Here is a 17,730-nt window from a genome sequence, read left to right on the forward strand (position 1 = left end):
AAGAATACTGCTTAGTCTTCGCTACGGAAATACACTACGCTTTCCGCGGGCGGCTGGTGAGCCTCCTCGTGCTGTCGTGTCTTTAGGGGTCTCACCGATGCCTCTCATCCCGCAGGACAAGGAACGCTTCGGCAGCGAAACATCGCACGCAGTAAAAAGTGGTCTTCTTTTTTCAAGGAGTCTCCGTGTATTTCCTCCGCTATGTTGCCTGCTCTACTTGTATAAACAAAAAATATGCTGTTTTTATGAATAATAACGGTATTATACGTAATTTCATGAGCTATAAACTCAAATAATCTGAGCATCTATCTAGCGGAGGCAGAATACGGAGACTCCTCGAAAATGAAAGAGCACATTTTCTTCGTGCGATGCTTCGTTGACGTAGCCTTCCTTGTCCTGCGGGAATAGCACGTGTCCAGACCTGAGCAGCGAGGGAACTCTTTGATTAAGCTTCTTTGGCCCTTGCGCCGAGGAAGCCTACTTCGAAGCATTACTAGTAGACGCAGGCGCAGTATGCTTTTTCCGCGAGGAGGCTGAGGCCGTTCCCGCGGAAAGATGTGCCTAAACAAAAGATGCCCATACATTGTAAAGTCGTTTTCCACGTTCCCAATTCTAAATAAAACAAACGAGGCTGGGATAAAGAAACCTCATTTAACATACTCCCAGGCTCGTTTTTTATTGAAGTATAAAAAGAGCGTACATGCTTAAAATAGTACCAAATCTTTTTCCTCACGGGGGGACAAAAATGACATCAGACCCACGTTTATCTGCGCCAATTTTTAATCATTTACGTGGTAACTTAGAAAAGTTATCCCAAGAAATTCATCAAATGATCCAGTCTTTTGATATTAAAGAATCTGGAATATTAAATGAATTCGACGAGATACATCATTTGTTTCACGAAGTTCAAATTAATGCAGCATCCTATTACTTAAGGTCATATCTTGCCCCATATACCAATCATTTCAGCGCTCTATCGACTGCCATTCAGCATTTGTCAGAAAGGAATCACGGTGCATTAATTGTCATTGAACGAAATGATGAACTAAACACTTTTATTCATTCTGGTGTACTTATTCATGCAAATTTGTCTTCAGCACTTTTAGAATCTATCTTTTACTCAGGAAATCCATTACATGATGGTGCTGTTTTAATACGTAATCATGAAATTATCTCTGCGGCTAATATTCTGCCTGTTTCAGATAGAAAGAGCAATGTGAAAAAATTAGGTACGAGACATCGAGCAGCACTAGGTATTTCAGAGCTTACAGATGCATTGGTACTTGTTGTATCAGAGGAAACAGGAAGAGCTACCTTCGCTTTAGACGGAAATTTATATCCAATCATGGCTAAAGGCTTGCATTGAAGAAGATGGGAGATAGCTACAGTGTTTAAAACAGGAGACGAATAACGCATAAAATAAGTGGAGTCTATTTCCGGTGAGGGGTTATGATCAATAGTTCGGATTTTGATAATTAAAACTTATCTTTATATAACAAGAGGCTGGGACAAAAGTATTTTCTCAAAGGAAAAACCGAACATGTTTGGTGCGTAAATACCGCTCCGGAAATATACTTCGCTAAGTAGCACATTGTTCGTTTCCTGAGTTAAAAACTTTAGTTATGTCCCAGCCTCTTCACTTTAACCAAGGCTCTTTTCTTTATGCCTTGTTTTACTAATGACTGCACTAACTTAAAATTAAAATAAAGGTTATATTTTATTTAATGCTACGCAAACGCACTATACTTTCTATCAATTCCAACCTAGTTAAATAGCAACAAATGTATAGAAATGAGCCTAAACTTGATTCTTTTACTGCATTGGCACTGGTGGTATATCACTAGATTCATAGCGGTGATCTAAGTCTACGAACTTGTTATACTCTTTGACAAAGGCCAATTCCACTGTACCAACTGGACCATTACGTTGTTTTGCAAGGATGATTTCGATAATATTTTGTTTCTCTGATTCCTGATCATAGTAGTCATCACGATATAAGAATCCAACAATATCAGCATCCTGCTCAATACTTCCCGATTCACGTAAATCAGACATCATTGGGCGTTTATCCTGACGTGATTCTACACCACGTGATAGCTGAGAAAGTGCAATTAATGGGACATTTAATTCTCGTGCAAGTCCTTTTAGGGAACGGGATATCTCCGAAACTTCCTGTTGACGGTTCTCTTTGGAATTGGCACTTCCTTGAATTAACTGTAAGTAATCAATTAATATCATACCTAGTCCATGTTCTTGTTTTAATCGTCTGCACTTAGACCTGATTTCACTTACTCGAATACCTGGTGAATCATCAATATAAATACCAGCATTAGATAAGGAACCCATCGCCATCGTTAGTTTTCCCCAGTCTTCGGATTGAAGTTGCCCGTTACGAAGACGCTGAGCATCAATATTACCTTCTGCACAAAGCATACGTTGTACAAGCTGATCAGCACCCATCTCCAAGCTAAATATTGCTACATTTTCATTTGTATTTACCGCTACACTCTGTGCGACATTTAGTGCAAATGCTGTTTTACCAACTGATGGACGTGCAGCTACAATAATTAAATCATTTCGCTGAAACCCAGAAGTGATTTTATCCAAGTCTCGAAACCCAGTAGGTATACCAGTTACATCTCCATTTTGTTGATGAAGTTGTTCAATATTATCATATACATCTATCAATACATCTTTAATAGATTTAAATGCCCCTGAATTTTTTCGTCCGGAAACTTCTAAAATACCTTTCTCGGCTTCATTTAGAACATCTGCTACTTCATCTTCTTTTTCAAAACTAGAAGTAACAATATCAGTTGCTGTTCGAATAAGACGTCTAAGAACGGATTTTTCCTCTACAATTTTGCAATAGTACTCAATATTAGCAGCTGTAGGGACACTTTCTGCTAGTTGCGTAAGATATGCTACTCCGCCAACTTCATCAAGCTGCTTAGCATCGCTTAAAAAGGAGGTTACAGTAACTACATCAATAGGTTCTCCTCGGTCTGCTAGTTTCATCATCGCAGCAAAAATACGTTGATGTCCAGCACGGTAGAAGTCTTCAGCAAGTAGTATTTCTGAAGCAGCAGAAAATGCTTCTGGTTCTAAAAAGATCGCACCTATTACCGATTGTTCTGCTTCCATATTATGAGGTGGTATCCGCTCATTCCATGTTTCACTCATTCGTTTATTCGCCCCTTTAGATTTCTGAGAAGTGATTTGTTAAGAAGAAAGATTACCTGAAGGAAAATGTTTATATCAATCTTTGAAATGAGTTTAAGAGTAGAAAAAATCGGCTATAACACCGATTTTTCTTTATCAATATCAATTACTGGATAGGATCAGATCCCATCCTACTAAAATAATCTGTTGCAAATAACATAGTGAAGGTTCAACGTTACCATTCTTTTCGGACTCAATACTGCTTGTCTAATGTTACACCAAATTTAGCAACGTTAAACTTACTACTGTCTTTTCTATTGTTCTACTACATGAACTTTGATTGTGCCAGTTACTTCCGGGTGAAGTTTTACTGGTACATTTGTATATCCCAATGCACGAATAGGCTGTTCTAATTCAATCTTTCGTTTATCAATTTTATGACCATAATTTTTATTTAGTACTTCAGCAATTTGTTTGCTAGTAATAGAACCAAATAAACGTCCCCCATCTCCAGATTTAGCCTTTAGCTCAACTGTGAGATTAGCTAACTTTTCCTTTAAATCAAGTGCATCATCTTTTTCCTTTTGTTCCAGTGCTGCATCCTTCTTTTTCTTTGCTTCCAATGCTTTTAAATTACCTGGGGTAGCTTCTTCAGCTAGGTTATTTTTTAAAAGATAATTACGTGCGTAACCATCTGATACATTTTTCACATCACCTTTTTTACCTTTTCCTTTTACGTCTTTAATAAATATAACTCTCATTCTGATTCTCTCCCTTCAAAATACTCTACTATTATGTCTTTTAGTAAGTTGCATGCATCCTCTATGGTTGTATCTTCAATTTGAGTAGCAGCATTTGTTAAGTGACCGCCACCGTTCATTTTCTCCATTATCACCTGAACATTGACTTCTCCTAGAGATCTAGCACTTATTCCTATTCTACCATCTTCACGCTCTGAAATAACGAAAGAAGCATTTACACCAGTCATAGTCAGTAAAGTATCTGCTGCTTGGGCAATAAGCACAGGTCCATAACTGACACCTGATTCAGCTGTTGATATAGCGATAGAGTCTCTAAAAATTTCTGCACGTTCAATTAACTTACTGCGTTTAATATATAAATCAATATCTTCCTTCATATATTGCTGAACTAATACAGTATCTGCACCTTTTGAACGTAAATAGGATGCTGCATCAAATGTCCTGGAACCTGTTCGTAAGGTAAAACTCTTCGTATCAACAATAATACCGGCCAGCAGTGCAGTAGCCTCTAGCATTTTTAATTTCATTCCTTTTGGCTGATACTCTAATAATTCGGTTACTAATTCAGCTGTCGATGAAGCATAGGGTTCCATGTAAACCAACGTCGGATTCTCAATAAAATCTTCTCCACGACGGTGATGATCAATAATCACTTTATAATCTGTTTTATTTAATAAACTAGCATCTGCTACCATCGATGGCTTATGGGTGTCCACTACAACTACTAAACTGCGACTGGTCATTATCTCTTCGGCCTCAAATGGTTCAATGAAATGTTGCCATAGCTTTTCATCTGCTTTTAATGCTTCGATTAGACGATATACACCTGTGTCAACATCATCAGGATCAAACACGATATAGCCATCTATATTGTTTGTTTTAGCAATGTTCAATATTCCGATAGCTGCACCAATAGAATCCATATCAGGTGATTTATGTCCCATTATAATTACGTTATCACTTGCTTTAACAAGCTCCGTTAACGCATGAGATATAACACGTGCTCTTACTCGTGTCCGTTTTTCCATTGGGTTTGTTTTTCCCCCATAAAAACGAACCTTTCCTGAATCGTCCTTAATGGCAACCTGATCACCACCACGACCCAATGCCAGATCTAAACATGACTGGGCTAGTTCCCCTAAGTCAGGTAAATCTAAATCGCCTGTTCCTACTCCAATACTTAGTGTCACAGGGTTGTTCTGTTCACCAATTAATTCACGTACTTCGTCTAAGATATCAAATTTAGCCTTCTCAAGCTTCTGAAGGATTTGTTTTGTACCAACTGCCAGAAACCTTTCCTGTGAAGTTCGTTTTAAATATAAACCATACTCACTCGCCCAGTTGTTTAAGACAGATGTTACTTCAGAGTTCAATTGGCTTTTTGCCGTATCATCCATGTTTTGGGTTATTTCTTCATAATTGTCTAAGAAAATAAACGCTAATATCGTCTGATCATTTTGATATCGTGTTTCTAACTCTACCTGTGACGTACGATTAAGAAAGTATAACAACCGTTCTTCTTTACGTATTTTAACTAAGAATTTGAATTCATCTAAATCAATCCAAATTTCCTCTTTATTTTCCTTTATCATTGGGATGAGCTTTTCAGAAAGCAAATTCAATGATTCTCCAACAATAGTATCTTCTTCACTAAATCGATTCATATATGGATTGGCCCATTCGATTTGATAATCATCGTTATACAAAATGATACCAAAAGGAACCTCCAAAAGGGCTTCTTCTCCCACTTTTTTTATCCTGTGAGATATTGTAGAAATATACGCTTCTGTTTCATCCTGAAGCATTCTCTCGGTACGAATGGAATAATAAAATGAAGCAACTAAAAGTACCGTCATCCCTATTCCTAAAACCCACTCATAATACCATATGAATAACAGCAGAATAATGGATAAAAGATATATTACCCATAAATGCCTGCTGAGTGTAGGTTTTTTCTGAATATCCGACATAGTTTTCAGCTCCTAATGACTCCTGAATTACAAGTGTACAAAACCATTATTAAAAATTTTGTACAATCTCTTTATGGCAATCAATTTATTTATTTCGAATGAGTCGTTCCCTTAGTTTAAAACCAATATCTATAATCCCTACTATTGGCATGAGATTTAGAAATAGAAGTGGGAACAACACAGTTAATACAATACTAAAAATTGGAATTGCCTTAGATAACTTTTTATGATGAGCAAAAAAGAATATAAAGGAGAAACCTTGAATCGTCAACAAGATACTAATAATAACTTGTACATTCTGTATGACTAGATAGACTGTACCCGATGGATCTAAATCCATAAAAGAAAACAATAAAGCAATTAAATATATCCATATAATGGATGACGGAATCCGCAATGTTCGAAACGGTGGAAAGTGTAAATCTTCCTTTTCTATCTTATTTATAACTTTATAACTAATCCATTGACTAACTAATGCCATTAATAAAGCAGTTATAATAATAAAAACAGGAAGTAAATTCATCAGATAATTGATTTGGGTTTTAAAGGTTTCCTCAAAATCCTCGATTTCACCTGCTACACCGAACTCATCTGCAATTGATGTGCTGAGTTCAATCGATTCATTTGCCATGGTTTGGAATTCCTCAACTAAGTTTACTTGTAATAGAACCTGACTAAATACAAAAACAAAAAGCAGACCAATTACGAAACCAAAAGTCCCTCTGGCTAAAGTTTCATAAGCTGAAAGATTTTTATAGATAGAACTCCCAATTAATATACCAGCAATCCCCATTAGTATAGGAAAGGTTATTGAAAAGATAGATAAAAATATCATTGATACAACAACTGAAACAGCTAAAAGAAGGAGTGATGGCTTCCAGTTATATTTAGAAGCATACATAATAAAAGGCAGTGGCAATAAGAATACACTGACAATTGATACTCCTGGTATAAAGACAGTTAAAAATAATAACACCATAAAAATGGCGATCATTAACGCGCCTTGTGTTAATTTCTTGGATTGATTCATAAAACACCTCGACTAATCTTCTATAAATAAGTATGACTAATGATACAATATATTACATAATAACATGAAATTCATAGAATTTGTTGTCGAATAAAAGGTATACTCAAATAGTTCCTAATATACCTATACCGTATGTTTTTTTAACTATTTACCATTATAACTGAAATACACCTGAAAGATAAATGTTACTTTTTGCTAAAGGGGGAAGAAATATCATTCGTTCCGATAAATATGATGCGATTTTATTTAAGTTTTCTAATATAATTAAAGACAAAGCAATTTACTTTATATAATAAGGATGAATATAATGATTTTTTGGAACGTCTTTTTAAATAGCATACGTTTACCTAATAAGAAGGCTCTATTTAATTTGAATCGTAATGGTTTAGACATCGCTCTCATTTATACATTAATATTACTATTATTTGTTTCCCTACCATCATTAGTAGATCGATTGCTAAATGCTAGTGGGATTAGTGCAGATATGAATATTCTTTTTACACTTATATATTTTTTCATATTTTATTATCTCCCATTAGCGATAATTGTATTTATAAATCTATCTATTATAGCCTATATAGGCAAAGTAATTACACGATTGATGAATCGCAAACTGCATTATTCAATTTTATGGAAAATGAGTGCTTTTACTGTAACCATTCCGTTCTTACTGTATACAGTAATTGCATTTGTATTACCTGTAAATGATATCTATTTATTCTTTTCTTTTATTTATACAATCGGGTTATTAATCAAAATGATTTCCATTTATCCAAAAAGGAGAAATCGGAGTAAGTCATGAGGTTTTAGAGGTTGATGAAGATTATAACTATAATTCAGCATTTTTATCATCATAGCATATTAATAGAGAATTAGATACCGTCTACTTTTTAACGTTTTCATTAGTTTTGCACTTACCAATATTAACCTTTGAAAGAATTCATAATTTGTGGTTCGGGGCGTGTATCGACTATAGAATCACTTAAGAATAGTGTAGTTCTCGCTTACACGAATCAATAGTTTGTTTTATGTTGTCATCCGCTACGGAAATTGGAGTGTATTTCCGTAGCGGATATATAGCACTATTCTTAATTAAAGTAATCAACAGTCTATACAAAATGTAAAGTATAGTCATGTTAAAAGCAGCAATCTTTTAGAAAAGAGCCTTTCATTAAATCACTCTTAGTATCAAATCCATTTCAAAAATCTTTACTATCTGTAAATAACAAAACGCCTCTAATCAAGCTATATACTTGATTAGAGGCGTATTTATTATTACTCAGACACATATGGCAATAAAGCCATTTGACGAGAACGTTTGATTGCTTTTGTTAGTTTACGTTGATATTTTGCAGAAGTTCCAGTTACACGACGAGGAAGAATTTTTCCACGTTCAGAAATGAAACGTCTTAATAGATCAACATCTTTGTAGTCGATGTGTGTAATACCATTTGCAGTGAAGTAACACACCTTACGACGCTTTGCACGACCACGACGAGCTGCCATTAGAAACCCTCCTTACATCCATTTATTTAGTTCTAAAAAACGGTTTTAGAACGGTAAATCATCATCTGATATATCAATTGGTTCCCCATTATTTTTAAATGGGTCCTCTGATTGTTGATTTTGGTTCTGATTTGGTTGAAATTGATTTTGATTAGGTTGGAACTGGTTCTGGTTTTGGTTTTGTTGGAATCCTGATGTGTTTGCTCCTCCAGAAGAAGCACCTTTTGATTCTAAAAATTGTATGCTTTCAGCCACAACTTCCGTTACATAAACCATTTTACCATCTTGTCCTTCATATGAACGAGTTTGCACACGGCCATCTACACCTATCAAGTTACCTTTTTTCATATAATTTGCTAGGTTTTCTGCCTGTCTACGCCATACGACACCATTGATAAAATCAGCTTCTCGATTTCCTTGTTGGTTCGTAAAAGGCCGATTAACAGCAATGTTAAAGTTAGCTACTGCTACTCCAGATGGTGTATAGCGCAAATCAGGATCCCTCGTTAATCTGCCTACTAATACGACACGATTTAACATCAGAACCACTCCTTATTATTGATCATCTTCTCGAACTGCCATATGACGAATAATATCATCACTAAATTTAGCTAGGCGATCAAATTCATTAACTGCTTTTTCGTCACCGCTGAAATTAATAACAACATAATATCCATCACGATAGTCATTGATTTCATATGCTAGGCGTTTTTTGCCTTTTTCATCAACTTTTTCAATCTCCGCCCCATTATCAGTTAAAATAGTATTGAAGCGCTCAACTAAACTCTTTTGAGCTTCCTCTTCCATGTCTGGGCGGATGATATACATGATTTCGTATTTTCTCATCCGTTACACCTCCTTTTGGTCTTAGCGGCCCTTGGAGAACAATCTGTAAATCCCCTTAAGAGCAAGGAGCAATTTTTATCTAATTACTCACAATGATGTATTATACCAAATCTTTTCTAAAAAAACAAGCAGTCGAGAGATCCTAATTTTTATACATATACATACTTTGATTAGCACTGGAATACCTAGTACCTAGTTTATCTTAAACATTAAAACGGAAATGAATAACATCGCCATCTTTAACAATATACTCTTTACCTTCCAAACGTACTTTTCCTTTTTCACGTGCATGTCCCATTGAACCAGCTTCCACAAGGTCATCATATGAAACGGTTTCTGCACGAATAAAACCTCGTTCGAAATCAGTGTGGATTATACCTGCTGCTTGTGGTGCTTTTATCCCTTTTTGGAATGTCCAAGCCCGAACTTCCTGTTCCCCAGCAGTAAAATATGTTGCCAAACCTAACAAGCTATAAGAAGCTTTAATCAATTGATCAAGTCCTGATTCCTTAATTCCTAACTCTTCCAAGAACATAGCTTTTTCATCCTGATCTAACTCAGATATTTCTTCTTCAATTTTTGCACAAATAACAATCACTTCTGCATTTTCTTTTGCTGCATAGTCTCTAACTTTTTGAATATTTGCATTAGAATCAACATTACCGATTTCATCTTCACTAACATTAGCTACATATAAAGTTGGTTTGCTTGTTAATAAATGCAAACCTTTTACGATCTTCCAATGCTCCTCACTAAATTCCAAAGCACGTGCTGGCTTTTCATCCTCCAGGTTTGCTTTTAATTTGGAAAGAACATCATACTCTGCTACTGCATCTTTATCTTTTTGTCTGGCTAGTTTTTCTACACGTTGAAAACGTTTGTTAACCGTCTCTAGATCTGCCAATATTAGCTCTAGATTAATTACTTCAATATCATCTATTGGATCAACTTTCCCAGATACGTGTGTAATATTTTCATCCTCAAAACAACGTACCACCTGACAGATTGCGTCTACTTGCCGAATATGAGAGAGGAATTGATTACCTAACCCTTCCCCTTTGCTGGCTCCTTTTACAATACCTGCAATATCTGTAAATTCGAATGTAGTTGGTACTGTTTTCTTCGGTTTTACTAACTCGGTTAGTTTATTTAAACGATCATCTGGAACTTCTACTATACCAACGTTAGGATCGATAGTAGCAAAAGGATAGTTTGCTGCCTCTGCACCTGCTTGTGTTATTGCATTAAATAATGTAGATTTTCCTACGTTAGGTAGTCCTACAATTCCTGCTGTTAAAGCCATTAAAATTCCACTCCTTAAGGATTCTTTCATCAGAACGCGTTCGATATGTTAATTATAGTTATTAGTAGAAAAAAAGACAAATAAACAAAAAACAAAAATAGGTACTATAATCATACCTATTTTTGCCTTTTTACCCTATTATTTTTCATTTTTCTATGTTTATCTGATGCTATTTTACCATTTTAGGTTTTTTTTCGCTATTATGAAAGTAATATTTTCTTATTTTGTCTCTGCCTTCTCTAATACCTTTTTCATTTTCTTAGTGAATTCTCTTCTTGGGAGCATGACACTATGATTACAGCCTAAGCATTTAATTCGAATATCCATACCCATTCGAATAATTTTCCATCGATTTTCTCCACATGGGTGAGGTTTTTTCATTTGAACAACATCATTTAATTCGAATTGTTTATCTACCATTTGGCCATTCTCCTTTTTCTAAGTTTTTACTTCTTTTCTCTTTTTCTTTCATCATTATATCTAAAATTGGAAAACTTGGCTATTACAATTTTGAGCTTTCATCTCTTATTACAAAAGGCTCTTTTCGTATAGTTTGTTGCTTTTGAAGATTTACAGTTGCTAGAAACTCTGAATATATTTAATTAATAATAAATAACTAATGGAGTGGTTCGTTAACACCGCTACGGAAATACACTCCGCTTTCCGCGGGGAGCTGCCGAAGACCCCGCAGCGAGGGAACTACTTGTTTAAGCTTCTTGGCCCTTGCGCCGAGGAAGCCTACTTCGGAGCGTTACTAGTAGACGCAGGCGCAGTTCTGGTTTTTCCGCGGGGAGGCTGAGGCCGTTCCCCCGGAAAGCGAAGTATTCTGCCGCAGCGAATAATCGCACAAATCAAACATAAATGTGAGCGAGAGCTACACTATTCTGAATTAAATATATTTGCTCTTTATACAAATTGCAAAGTAAAAAATAGTAACAATATTTTGAAATGAGCCTTAGGATAATAGCTCATTATTATTTTTCTAACTTATTCCATAAAGGAAATATTAGCAGTCGCGTTAAAACATATAAATTCAATATTCCGTATATAGGATAGATAAGACTTATTAGTTGAGAAAAGCCAATTGTAGTTAATGGGATCATTAATAATAAAGTTATGACTACTAAAAATACAAAAGATTGATTAAAGTATTCTTGAATTCGTGTTACTATTCCTAATACGCCTGCTGCTGCTGTTGTAAATATTGCAAACCATAACATTATAGACATAAAAATTAATATCTCAAATGGGTAGTGTTTTAGAATTGCAAATAACGGAATTTCATATAGAAGTATTTCATCTGCTATTTGTATTAAACTATTATTATATATAAACGAAATTCCTCCTAAGATAAGACCGCTTCCCCAGCTGGCAATAAGTATTTCTGATTTTGATTTTACTTTATCTCCTATTGCCCCTAAAACAGCAATTAATGGTAATATATTTAAAGCCGTAAATGGAAAGGCTGCAGTCCAATTCCTTTGCTCATGCCAATGAGAAAACAGTTCCAGTTCCTGATCAATCGTAAAAAGTAAAAGGATAAAAATTAAGCCACCTAAAAGAACAGGCAATATAAGCTGATTCATTGATAACAAACCATTAATATTTTTCATGAAAAGTAATACCAAAGCTATGACAATGATTGCTATCCCCCACCATTTAGAAAAATTAAATGCTTGTCCTGTTGCTCCACTCCCAGCAATCATAACAACAGTGGTTGAAAACAAGTAGAAAAATATCATAACATCATAAAACTTGGATAAACGTTTGCCTACAATATCCCTTAATACAGGCAAATAATGAGTTGATTCATGTTTATGACTCACATACATAATTACCATACAGCAAATAGAAAAGAATACGGCAAATAAGAGTATAGCCAGTCCACTTTCATGACCAAAAAATTGCCATAATTCCCTTCCTGATGCATATCCAGCACCAATTGTTGTACCAATGATTAAAAACATCCATTTCAGACCAGCTCTCAGCATTTTATTTCCTCCAATATTTCAATATTGTATGTATAGATCATTAAAAAAATCCGTATACTATACCAATATGATTTTGGAGGATAAGCTATGAGTCTAAAGAGTCGATTTGGTAATTTAAATGAAAATTTTCGCATGCTATATAATGATCCAGAACTAAAAGACAAAATGCTAAAGAAAATTATTTCATGGATGCCAGAAATACCTCGAGAGTATGTTATTGTTTGTATTGGTACGGACCGATCTACAGGCGATGCATTAGGTCCATTGACTGGGTCATTTTTAGAAGATCTAAAACTCAAACATATGTCTGTTTATGGGACACTGCATCATCCTGTGCATGCAACAAATTTAGAAGAAACAATTAAAACTATTATGAAAAACCATAGAAATCCTTATATCATTGCAATTGACGCCTGTTTAGGCAAAAATAGTTCAATTGGACATCTAATTGCAGCAAAAGGACCATTGAAACCTGGAGCTGCTTTGAATAAATCACTTCCTAAGGTTGGGGATATGCATATTTCTGCAGTCGTTAATATTGGTGGATTTATGGAGTATTCCGTGCTACAGAATACTAGATTATCTGTAGTTATGGATATGGCAAAACAATTAGCATACATATTAAATGATGTAGATCAATGTCTAAAATACAACTACTCTATGTCTGCAATTGTTTTAAAAAATAATACCGAGGGAGAAAAACGTACAATTTAGTATAAATGTGTCGTTTTTCTTCTATCTAACACAAAAAAACGAGCCAATCTTTGACTCGTTAATGCTTGTTATTTTGTTTCTGAGTCTACCTCAGTCTTTTTTACTTTCTTATAAACATTATCTAATTTCGAAAATGCCCATTGCAATGCTAACCCTTGAAGAATAACTCCCATAATGGACGTTGCTGTCAAAGACCATATAGAAAAAGACTGGGTGATGACAAATATCTCACGTCCAAAAAACAATAAATGACCAAATGTAACATATAATGCATCCATAATTGTAACAATAGAACTTTCAATATTCATTATTACTATGGATTCAAAAAATAACATTATAATAATGGAAGATATGACAACAGTCATGGACCTATAAGACAGTCTATCAATATAGGGAGACACATAATACTTGGTAATAGTCTTAATTCGGAATAAATAAATAAGTCTTACTATCCTAGCCACTTGGAATAGATGATCAAATGGTATGATTGCAATTACTAAAAATGGATTCTGTTTTAAGAAAGACCACTTACTTTCTGCCATATATAGTCTACTAAAAAAATCTATGGTAAAGACTGCCCATACCACCCAGTTAATTGTTGTATTAACACTGTCCTCTGTCCATATACTAATGATAGTAAGCATTACTAAGAGAATCATAATGATCTCATATGCTATTTTTATATATTTTTGCATTCGTAACCCCCACTATCTTTCCACTATATATCATCATTAGTACAAGATGAAGGATTAGCAATAGTAGTAAGAAATTAAAATGGTCTTATTTTAAAAAAGCTGATAAATATAATAGATTACTACTACTGTTATAATAGATGGCAATAAATTACCAATCCGTATGTTTGTAATTTTTAACATATTTAAGCCAATAGCAACAATAAGTAAACCACCTACAGCTGTAACTTCAACAATTAGTTCATTTAAAATATTCGCTGGAACTAAACGATCTATTTGTGTAGCAAACAAGGCGATTGAACCTTGATATAATATAACTGGAACAACAGAGAATATCACCCCAAAACCTAATGTAGTTGTTAGTACAAGGCCAGTAAATCCATCTAGTATTCCTTTTGTTATAAGAACTTCATGATCGCCCCTAATCCCACTATCTAGCGCACCAATAATCCCCATAGCACCAATGCAAAAAATTAATGTAGCGGTTATAAACCCTTGTGATACACTAAATTTATCATTCTTCGTAGTAAATTTACTTCCAAGCCATTTACCCACTTGGTTTAACCCTTCCTCCAAACGGATCAGTTCGCCTATTATTGCTCCGGTAAGTAAGCTTAGTAAGACAATGATGATTTGATTTGTTGAAAATGCCATCTGTAAACCTATTAATATGACAGCTAAGCCAATCCCGTGCATAACAGTTTCTTTGAATCTCTCTGGTATCTTGGTAAAAAATAACCCTATAATACTTCCTATTATTATTAATAATCCATTTACGATTGTTCCTAATAAAGCCATTTCCACATCCCCAATAACTTTTAATTTTTCTACTTCTATAAGAATAACAAAAAACGTTCCACGTGGAACATTTTTTTAGAATCTTTTCAAACCGTTTTTTTATATGCCTTTTCTAGCATCGTTTATCACTATAGATTTGTGAAAAAAAGCATAATCGCTAATTGTGTATCATCAACTGCTGCAGAACCCATGCGGTACTTTCGAATTCCCCCGTTAATTTTGGTGACTTTTATAATTCCGGACTTTTCAGAAAATAAGTTTTAATGGTGACGGATATGTACACTTCTCTAAAAAACATCGTACAATGTAACAAATCATACCTAAGTTCCCTATTTTAAATTCAACCATAATAACTAGAATTCAATTAGGAAGAATAATTCTTAGTTAAAATTGTTCCACGTGAAACAATTTATTCTTGTGTAGCTTTTTATAAAAGCTCTTTCCGTATCCTTTATTACTTTTTAACGTCGTAGTTAATTTGAAAGTGTGGCGTAACCAAATCGATTAAGAAAAAGGTTTATCTTTGAAAACCGTATACAATGCTTTCAACAATTATTAGATTGGATTTCCAAACTTCAAAGAACAGGAGGAGGTAATGCACGAAGACTCCTTGAAAAAAGGAAATCACTTTTTTCTGCGTGCGATGTAATCCTGCCAAAGCCTTCCTTGTCCTTGCGGGATGAGAGGCATCGATGAGACCCTTAAAGACGCGACAGCACGAGGAGGCTCATCAACCGACTGCATAAAGCGTAGCGAAGATTAAGCAGTATTCTGAATTAAAGATATCCAAAGTTTATTTAAAATAAAAAATAGACTGATGTATCATACACCAGTCTAAACTATTAGTCTTCTAATAGTTCAATAATACGCTCAAGATCATCATCGGTATAAAACTCAATTTCAATTTTCCCTTTTCGTTTTCCACGTTGAATGGAAACTGCTGTACCTAATCGACTTCTTAATAATGATTCTCTTTCCGTAATAAAAATATCCTTCTTTGGTTTCTCTTTCTTTTTAACTGTTTTCTCATTTAAACTGGAAATTAATTTTTCTACTTGCCTAACATTAAGTTTTTCACTTCTAATTTTATTTACAAGCGGAGTTAATCTTTCTTTATCTTTTAAACCTACTAATGCTCTTCCATGCCCCATTGACAGTTCTCCATTATTAATATATGCAAGAACATGTTCAGGCAAGGATAACAAGCGTACCATATTTGCAATGTGTGACCTGCTTTTACCTAGCCTTTCCGCTAGTACCTCTTGAGTAACTGCTAACTTATCCATTAAATTAGCATATGCTTGCGCTTCTTCGATCGGGGTTAAATCTTCGCGTTGTAAATTCTCAAGCAAAGCGATTTCCATCATTTTTTCTTCTGAAAAATCATCTGCACTTTTTACTACTGCAGGAACTGTTTTGAGGCCCGCTTCTTTAGCAGCACGAAAACGCCTCTCCCCTACCACTATTTCATAACCTTTAATATTGCTTTTTCTTACAATCAGTGGTTGTAGGATTCCATGTTTAAGAATAGACTCTTTTAATTCTTCAATTGCTTCTGTATGAAAAGTCTTTCTAGGCTGATATGGATTCGGTCTGCATTCTGTGACAGCAACTTCTTGTATAGATTCTTCACTTTCAAGTTCAGGGAATATCGCTTCAAAACCTTTACCCAACCCTCTCGCCACTGGCCATCACTTCCTTCGCTAATTCAAGATAGACTTCAGCACCTTTGGACCTTGGGTCATATGTAATAATTGGCTGACCATGACTAGGTGCCTCCCCCAGTCTTACATTTCTAGGAATAATAGATTGATAGACTTTATCTTGGAAATACTTTTTCACTTCTTCAATTACTTGGATGCCTAAATTTGTACGTGCATCTAACATCGTTAATAATACTCCTTCTATCATTAACGACTTATTCAAATGTTTTTGTACTAAGCGAATTGTATTCAATAACTGACTTAGACCTTCAAGAGCATAGTATTCACACTGTACTGGGATGATAACTGTGTCAGAAGCAGTTAATGCATTTAATGTGAGCAAACCTAATGACGGTGGACAATCAATGATGATGTAATCATATTCTTCCTTCATGGTTTCCAGTGCCTTTTTTAAACGAATCTCTCTAGAAATAATTGGCACAAGCTCAATTTCTGCTCCAGCTAGCTGAATGGTGGCTGGTATTAAATCTAAATTATCTACATTAGATGATATAACAACATTTTCTGCTTCCATATCATCTACAAGTACATTATAAATACAATGGCTTACATCAGCCTTATTAACCCCTACCCCACTCGTTGCATTACCTTGTGGATCTGTATCGACTAAAAGCACTTTATTACCTAAGGATGCAAGACAAGCACTTAAATTTACGGATGAAGTTGTTTTTCCTACGCCACCTTTTTGATTGGCAATAGACATTATTTTTCCCATGTTGACACCTTCCTAAAACTATATACTTACTATTTTATCATTCTTTTCCTGAAAGCGACTATTTAATTTGCATATTTTTAGTAAAACTCTTATTTGTACATCCCTAAAAAAAAGAATGTTATAAATTCATACCCATCTACATGCTGTTATAGCTATGCAATATTTTTCAAATAGAAGGAAAGATTTAGAACACACCATTCAAGTACATTCGTGTTAATTTTTCTGGTATTTGTTACTAAATTTAGGCTCTTTTCTTTAGTTTTTTTCTTATTAACTATGTCGGAGTCGATGGAAATTATTGATCTATTTAATTAAGAATAGTGTAGCTCTCGCTCGCACTTATGATTAACTTGTGCGAAAACTCGCTCCGGCAGAATACTTCGCTTTCCGCGGGCACGGCCTCAGCCTCCTCGCGGAAAAAGCGCCGCTGCGGGGTCTTCAGACTCGTGCTTTTCCCGCAGGTGTCTTCGTATTCTGCCTCCGCTATGTTACATAAGCTGGATATTCTTATAGCTAAA

17 protein-coding genes are annotated in these 17,730 nt (G+C 34.9%); 3 read left to right on the forward strand and 14 right to left on the reverse strand.

The features are described from left to right. Positions 1-745 precede the first annotated feature (745 nt). A complete protein-coding gene (gene cdaS, locus D8M06_RS11170) occupies positions 746-1,366 on the forward strand; it encodes a sporulation-specific diadenylate cyclase CdaS (protein ID WP_121204489.1) in 621 nt (206 codons plus the stop codon). 446 nt (positions 1,367-1,812) lie between these two features. Here the strand turns inward: cdaS and dnaB are convergent, their stop codons facing one another. The 4 genes from dnaB to D8M06_RS11190 all read right to left on the reverse strand — a co-directional run bounded on the left by dnaB (position 1,813) and on the right by D8M06_RS11190 (position 6,923). Further along, positions 1,813-3,183, reverse strand: a complete 1,371-nt coding sequence (dnaB, locus tag D8M06_RS11175) for a replicative DNA helicase (RefSeq protein WP_121204490.1) — start codon at positions 3,181-3,183, stop codon at positions 1,813-1,815. Between the two features lie 293 nt (positions 3,184-3,476). Next, positions 3,477-3,923, reverse strand: coding sequence for a 50S ribosomal protein L9 (gene rplI, locus D8M06_RS11180; protein ID WP_121204491.1), 447 nt, complete (start codon positions 3,921-3,923; stop codon positions 3,477-3,479). After that, positions 3,920-5,893, reverse strand: a complete 1,974-nt coding sequence (locus D8M06_RS11185; protein WP_121204492.1) for a DHH family phosphoesterase — start codon at positions 5,891-5,893, stop codon at positions 3,920-3,922. The genes rplI and D8M06_RS11185 overlap by 4 nt, the downstream gene beginning before the upstream one ends. A gap of 85 nt (positions 5,894-5,978) precedes the next feature. After that, complete coding sequence (locus D8M06_RS11190) at positions 5,979-6,923, reverse strand: YybS family protein (RefSeq protein ID WP_121204493.1); 945 nt, start codon at positions 6,921-6,923, stop codon at positions 5,979-5,981. 307 nt (positions 6,924-7,230) lie between these two features. Here D8M06_RS11190 and D8M06_RS11195 point away from each other — a divergent pair, with 307 nt between their 5' ends. Then, a complete protein-coding gene (locus D8M06_RS11195; protein WP_121204494.1) occupies positions 7,231-7,725 on the forward strand; it encodes a DUF1189 family protein in 495 nt (164 codons plus the stop codon). Positions 7,726-8,198: 473 nt separating this feature from the next. Here the strand turns inward: D8M06_RS11195 and rpsR are convergent, their stop codons facing one another. The 6 genes from rpsR to D8M06_RS11225 all read right to left on the reverse strand — a co-directional run bounded on the left by rpsR (position 8,199) and on the right by D8M06_RS11225 (position 12,569). After that, entirely contained in the window at positions 8,199-8,429 is a 231-nt protein-coding gene (gene rpsR / locus D8M06_RS11200) for a 30S ribosomal protein S18 (protein ID WP_121204495.1), read from the reverse strand. A 45-nt stretch (positions 8,430-8,474) separates the two neighbouring features. After that, positions 8,475-8,969: a single-stranded DNA-binding protein gene (gene ssb, locus D8M06_RS11205; RefSeq protein ID WP_121204496.1), complete on the reverse strand. Its 495-nt coding sequence runs from the start codon at positions 8,967-8,969 to the stop codon at positions 8,475-8,477. Between the two features lie 15 nt (positions 8,970-8,984). Then, positions 8,985-9,275, reverse strand: coding sequence for a 30S ribosomal protein S6 (gene rpsF / locus D8M06_RS11210; RefSeq protein WP_121204497.1), 291 nt, complete (start codon positions 9,273-9,275; stop codon positions 8,985-8,987). Positions 9,276-9,477: 202 nt separating this feature from the next. Beyond that, positions 9,478-10,578 carry a redox-regulated ATPase YchF gene (gene ychF, locus D8M06_RS11215; protein ID WP_121204498.1) on the reverse strand — a complete coding sequence of 367 codons (1,101 nt, stop codon included), beginning with the start codon at positions 10,576-10,578 and terminating at the stop codon, positions 9,478-9,480. 219 nt (positions 10,579-10,797) lie between these two features. Beyond that, positions 10,798-10,998 carry a DUF951 domain-containing protein gene (locus D8M06_RS11220; RefSeq protein WP_121204499.1) on the reverse strand — a complete coding sequence of 67 codons (201 nt, stop codon included), beginning with the start codon at positions 10,996-10,998 and terminating at the stop codon, positions 10,798-10,800. Positions 10,999-11,552: 554 nt separating this feature from the next. Continuing rightward, positions 11,553-12,569, reverse strand: a complete 1,017-nt coding sequence (locus D8M06_RS11225) for a YkvI family membrane protein (RefSeq protein ID WP_121204500.1) — start codon at positions 12,567-12,569, stop codon at positions 11,553-11,555. A gap of 87 nt (positions 12,570-12,656) precedes the next feature. Between D8M06_RS11225 and yyaC the strand changes: the two genes are divergently transcribed. Continuing rightward, a complete protein-coding gene (yyaC, locus tag D8M06_RS11230) occupies positions 12,657-13,283 on the forward strand; it encodes a spore protease YyaC (RefSeq protein ID WP_121204501.1) in 627 nt (208 codons plus the stop codon). 68 nt (positions 13,284-13,351) lie between these two features. Here the strand turns inward: yyaC and D8M06_RS11235 are convergent, their stop codons facing one another. The 4 genes from D8M06_RS11235 to D8M06_RS11250 all read right to left on the reverse strand — a co-directional run bounded on the left by D8M06_RS11235 (position 13,352) and on the right by D8M06_RS11250 (position 17,212). Beyond that, positions 13,352-13,978 (reverse strand): transporter, encoded by a 627-nt coding sequence (locus tag D8M06_RS11235; protein ID WP_121204502.1) that lies wholly within the window; start codon positions 13,976-13,978, stop codon positions 13,352-13,354. Positions 13,979-14,068: 90 nt separating this feature from the next. Beyond that, complete coding sequence (locus D8M06_RS11240) at positions 14,069-14,773, reverse strand: DUF554 domain-containing protein (RefSeq protein WP_121204503.1); 705 nt, start codon at positions 14,771-14,773, stop codon at positions 14,069-14,071. A gap of 842 nt (positions 14,774-15,615) precedes the next feature. Continuing rightward, on the reverse strand, positions 15,616-16,458 hold the full coding sequence (locus D8M06_RS11245; RefSeq protein ID WP_121204504.1) for a ParB/RepB/Spo0J family partition protein: 843 nt from the start codon (positions 16,456-16,458) through the stop codon (positions 15,616-15,618). Next, positions 16,439-17,212: a ParA family protein gene (locus tag D8M06_RS11250; protein WP_121204505.1), complete on the reverse strand. Its 774-nt coding sequence runs from the start codon at positions 17,210-17,212 to the stop codon at positions 16,439-16,441. Before D8M06_RS11250 ends, D8M06_RS11245 begins: the two co-directional genes overlap by 20 nt. Positions 17,213-17,730: the final 518 nt, after the last annotated feature.

It is taken from the genome of Oceanobacillus halophilus (genome assembly GCF_003628505.1).
Taxonomy (GTDB): Bacteria; Bacillota; Bacilli; order Bacillales; family Amphibacillaceae; genus Oceanobacillus; species Oceanobacillus halophilus.

Bases quoted from the DNA above. Each gene is read 5' to 3' on its own strand.
- D8M06_RS11190 (WP_121204493.1), bottom strand. From the start codon at position 6,923: ATGAATCAATCCAAGAAATTAACACAAGGCGCGTTAATGATCGCCATT.
- D8M06_RS11195 (WP_121204494.1), top strand. From the start codon at position 7,231: ATGATTTTTTGGAACGTCTTTTTAAATAGCATACGTTTACCTAATAAG.
- yyaC (WP_121204501.1), top strand. From the start codon at position 12,657: ATGAGTCTAAAGAGTCGATTTGGTAATTTAAATGAAAATTTTCGCATG.
- rpsF (WP_121204497.1), bottom strand. From the start codon at position 9,275: ATGAGAAAATACGAAATCATGTATATCATCCGCCCAGACATGGAAGAG.
- D8M06_RS11235 (WP_121204502.1), bottom strand. From the start codon at position 13,978: ATGCAAAAATATATAAAAATAGCATATGAGATCATTATGATTCTCTTA.
- D8M06_RS11225 (WP_121204500.1), bottom strand. From the start codon at position 12,569: ATGCTGAGAGCTGGTCTGAAATGGATGTTTTTAATCATTGGTACAACA.
- ychF (WP_121204498.1), bottom strand. From the start codon at position 10,578: ATGGCTTTAACAGCAGGAATTGTAGGACTACCTAACGTAGGAAAATCT.
- dnaB (WP_121204490.1), bottom strand. From the start codon at position 3,183: ATGAGTGAAACATGGAATGAGCGGATACCACCTCATAATATGGAAGCA.
- D8M06_RS11250 (WP_121204505.1), bottom strand. From the start codon at position 17,212: ATGGGAAAAATAATGTCTATTGCCAATCAAAAAGGTGGCGTAGGAAAA.
- D8M06_RS11240 (WP_121204503.1), bottom strand. From the start codon at position 14,773: ATGGCTTTATTAGGAACAATCGTAAATGGATTATTAATAATAATAGGA.
- cdaS (WP_121204489.1), top strand. From the start codon at position 746: ATGACATCAGACCCACGTTTATCTGCGCCAATTTTTAATCATTTACGT.
- rpsR (WP_121204495.1), bottom strand. From the start codon at position 8,429: ATGGCAGCTCGTCGTGGTCGTGCAAAGCGTCGTAAGGTGTGTTACTTC.
- D8M06_RS11220 (WP_121204499.1), bottom strand. From the start codon at position 10,998: ATGGTAGATAAACAATTCGAATTAAATGATGTTGTTCAAATGAAAAAA.
- rplI (WP_121204491.1), bottom strand. From the start codon at position 3,923: ATGAGAGTTATATTTATTAAAGACGTAAAAGGAAAAGGTAAAAAAGGT.
- ssb (WP_121204496.1), bottom strand. From the start codon at position 8,969: ATGTTAAATCGTGTCGTATTAGTAGGCAGATTAACGAGGGATCCTGAT.
- D8M06_RS11185 (WP_121204492.1), bottom strand. From the start codon at position 5,893: ATGTCGGATATTCAGAAAAAACCTACACTCAGCAGGCATTTATGGGTA.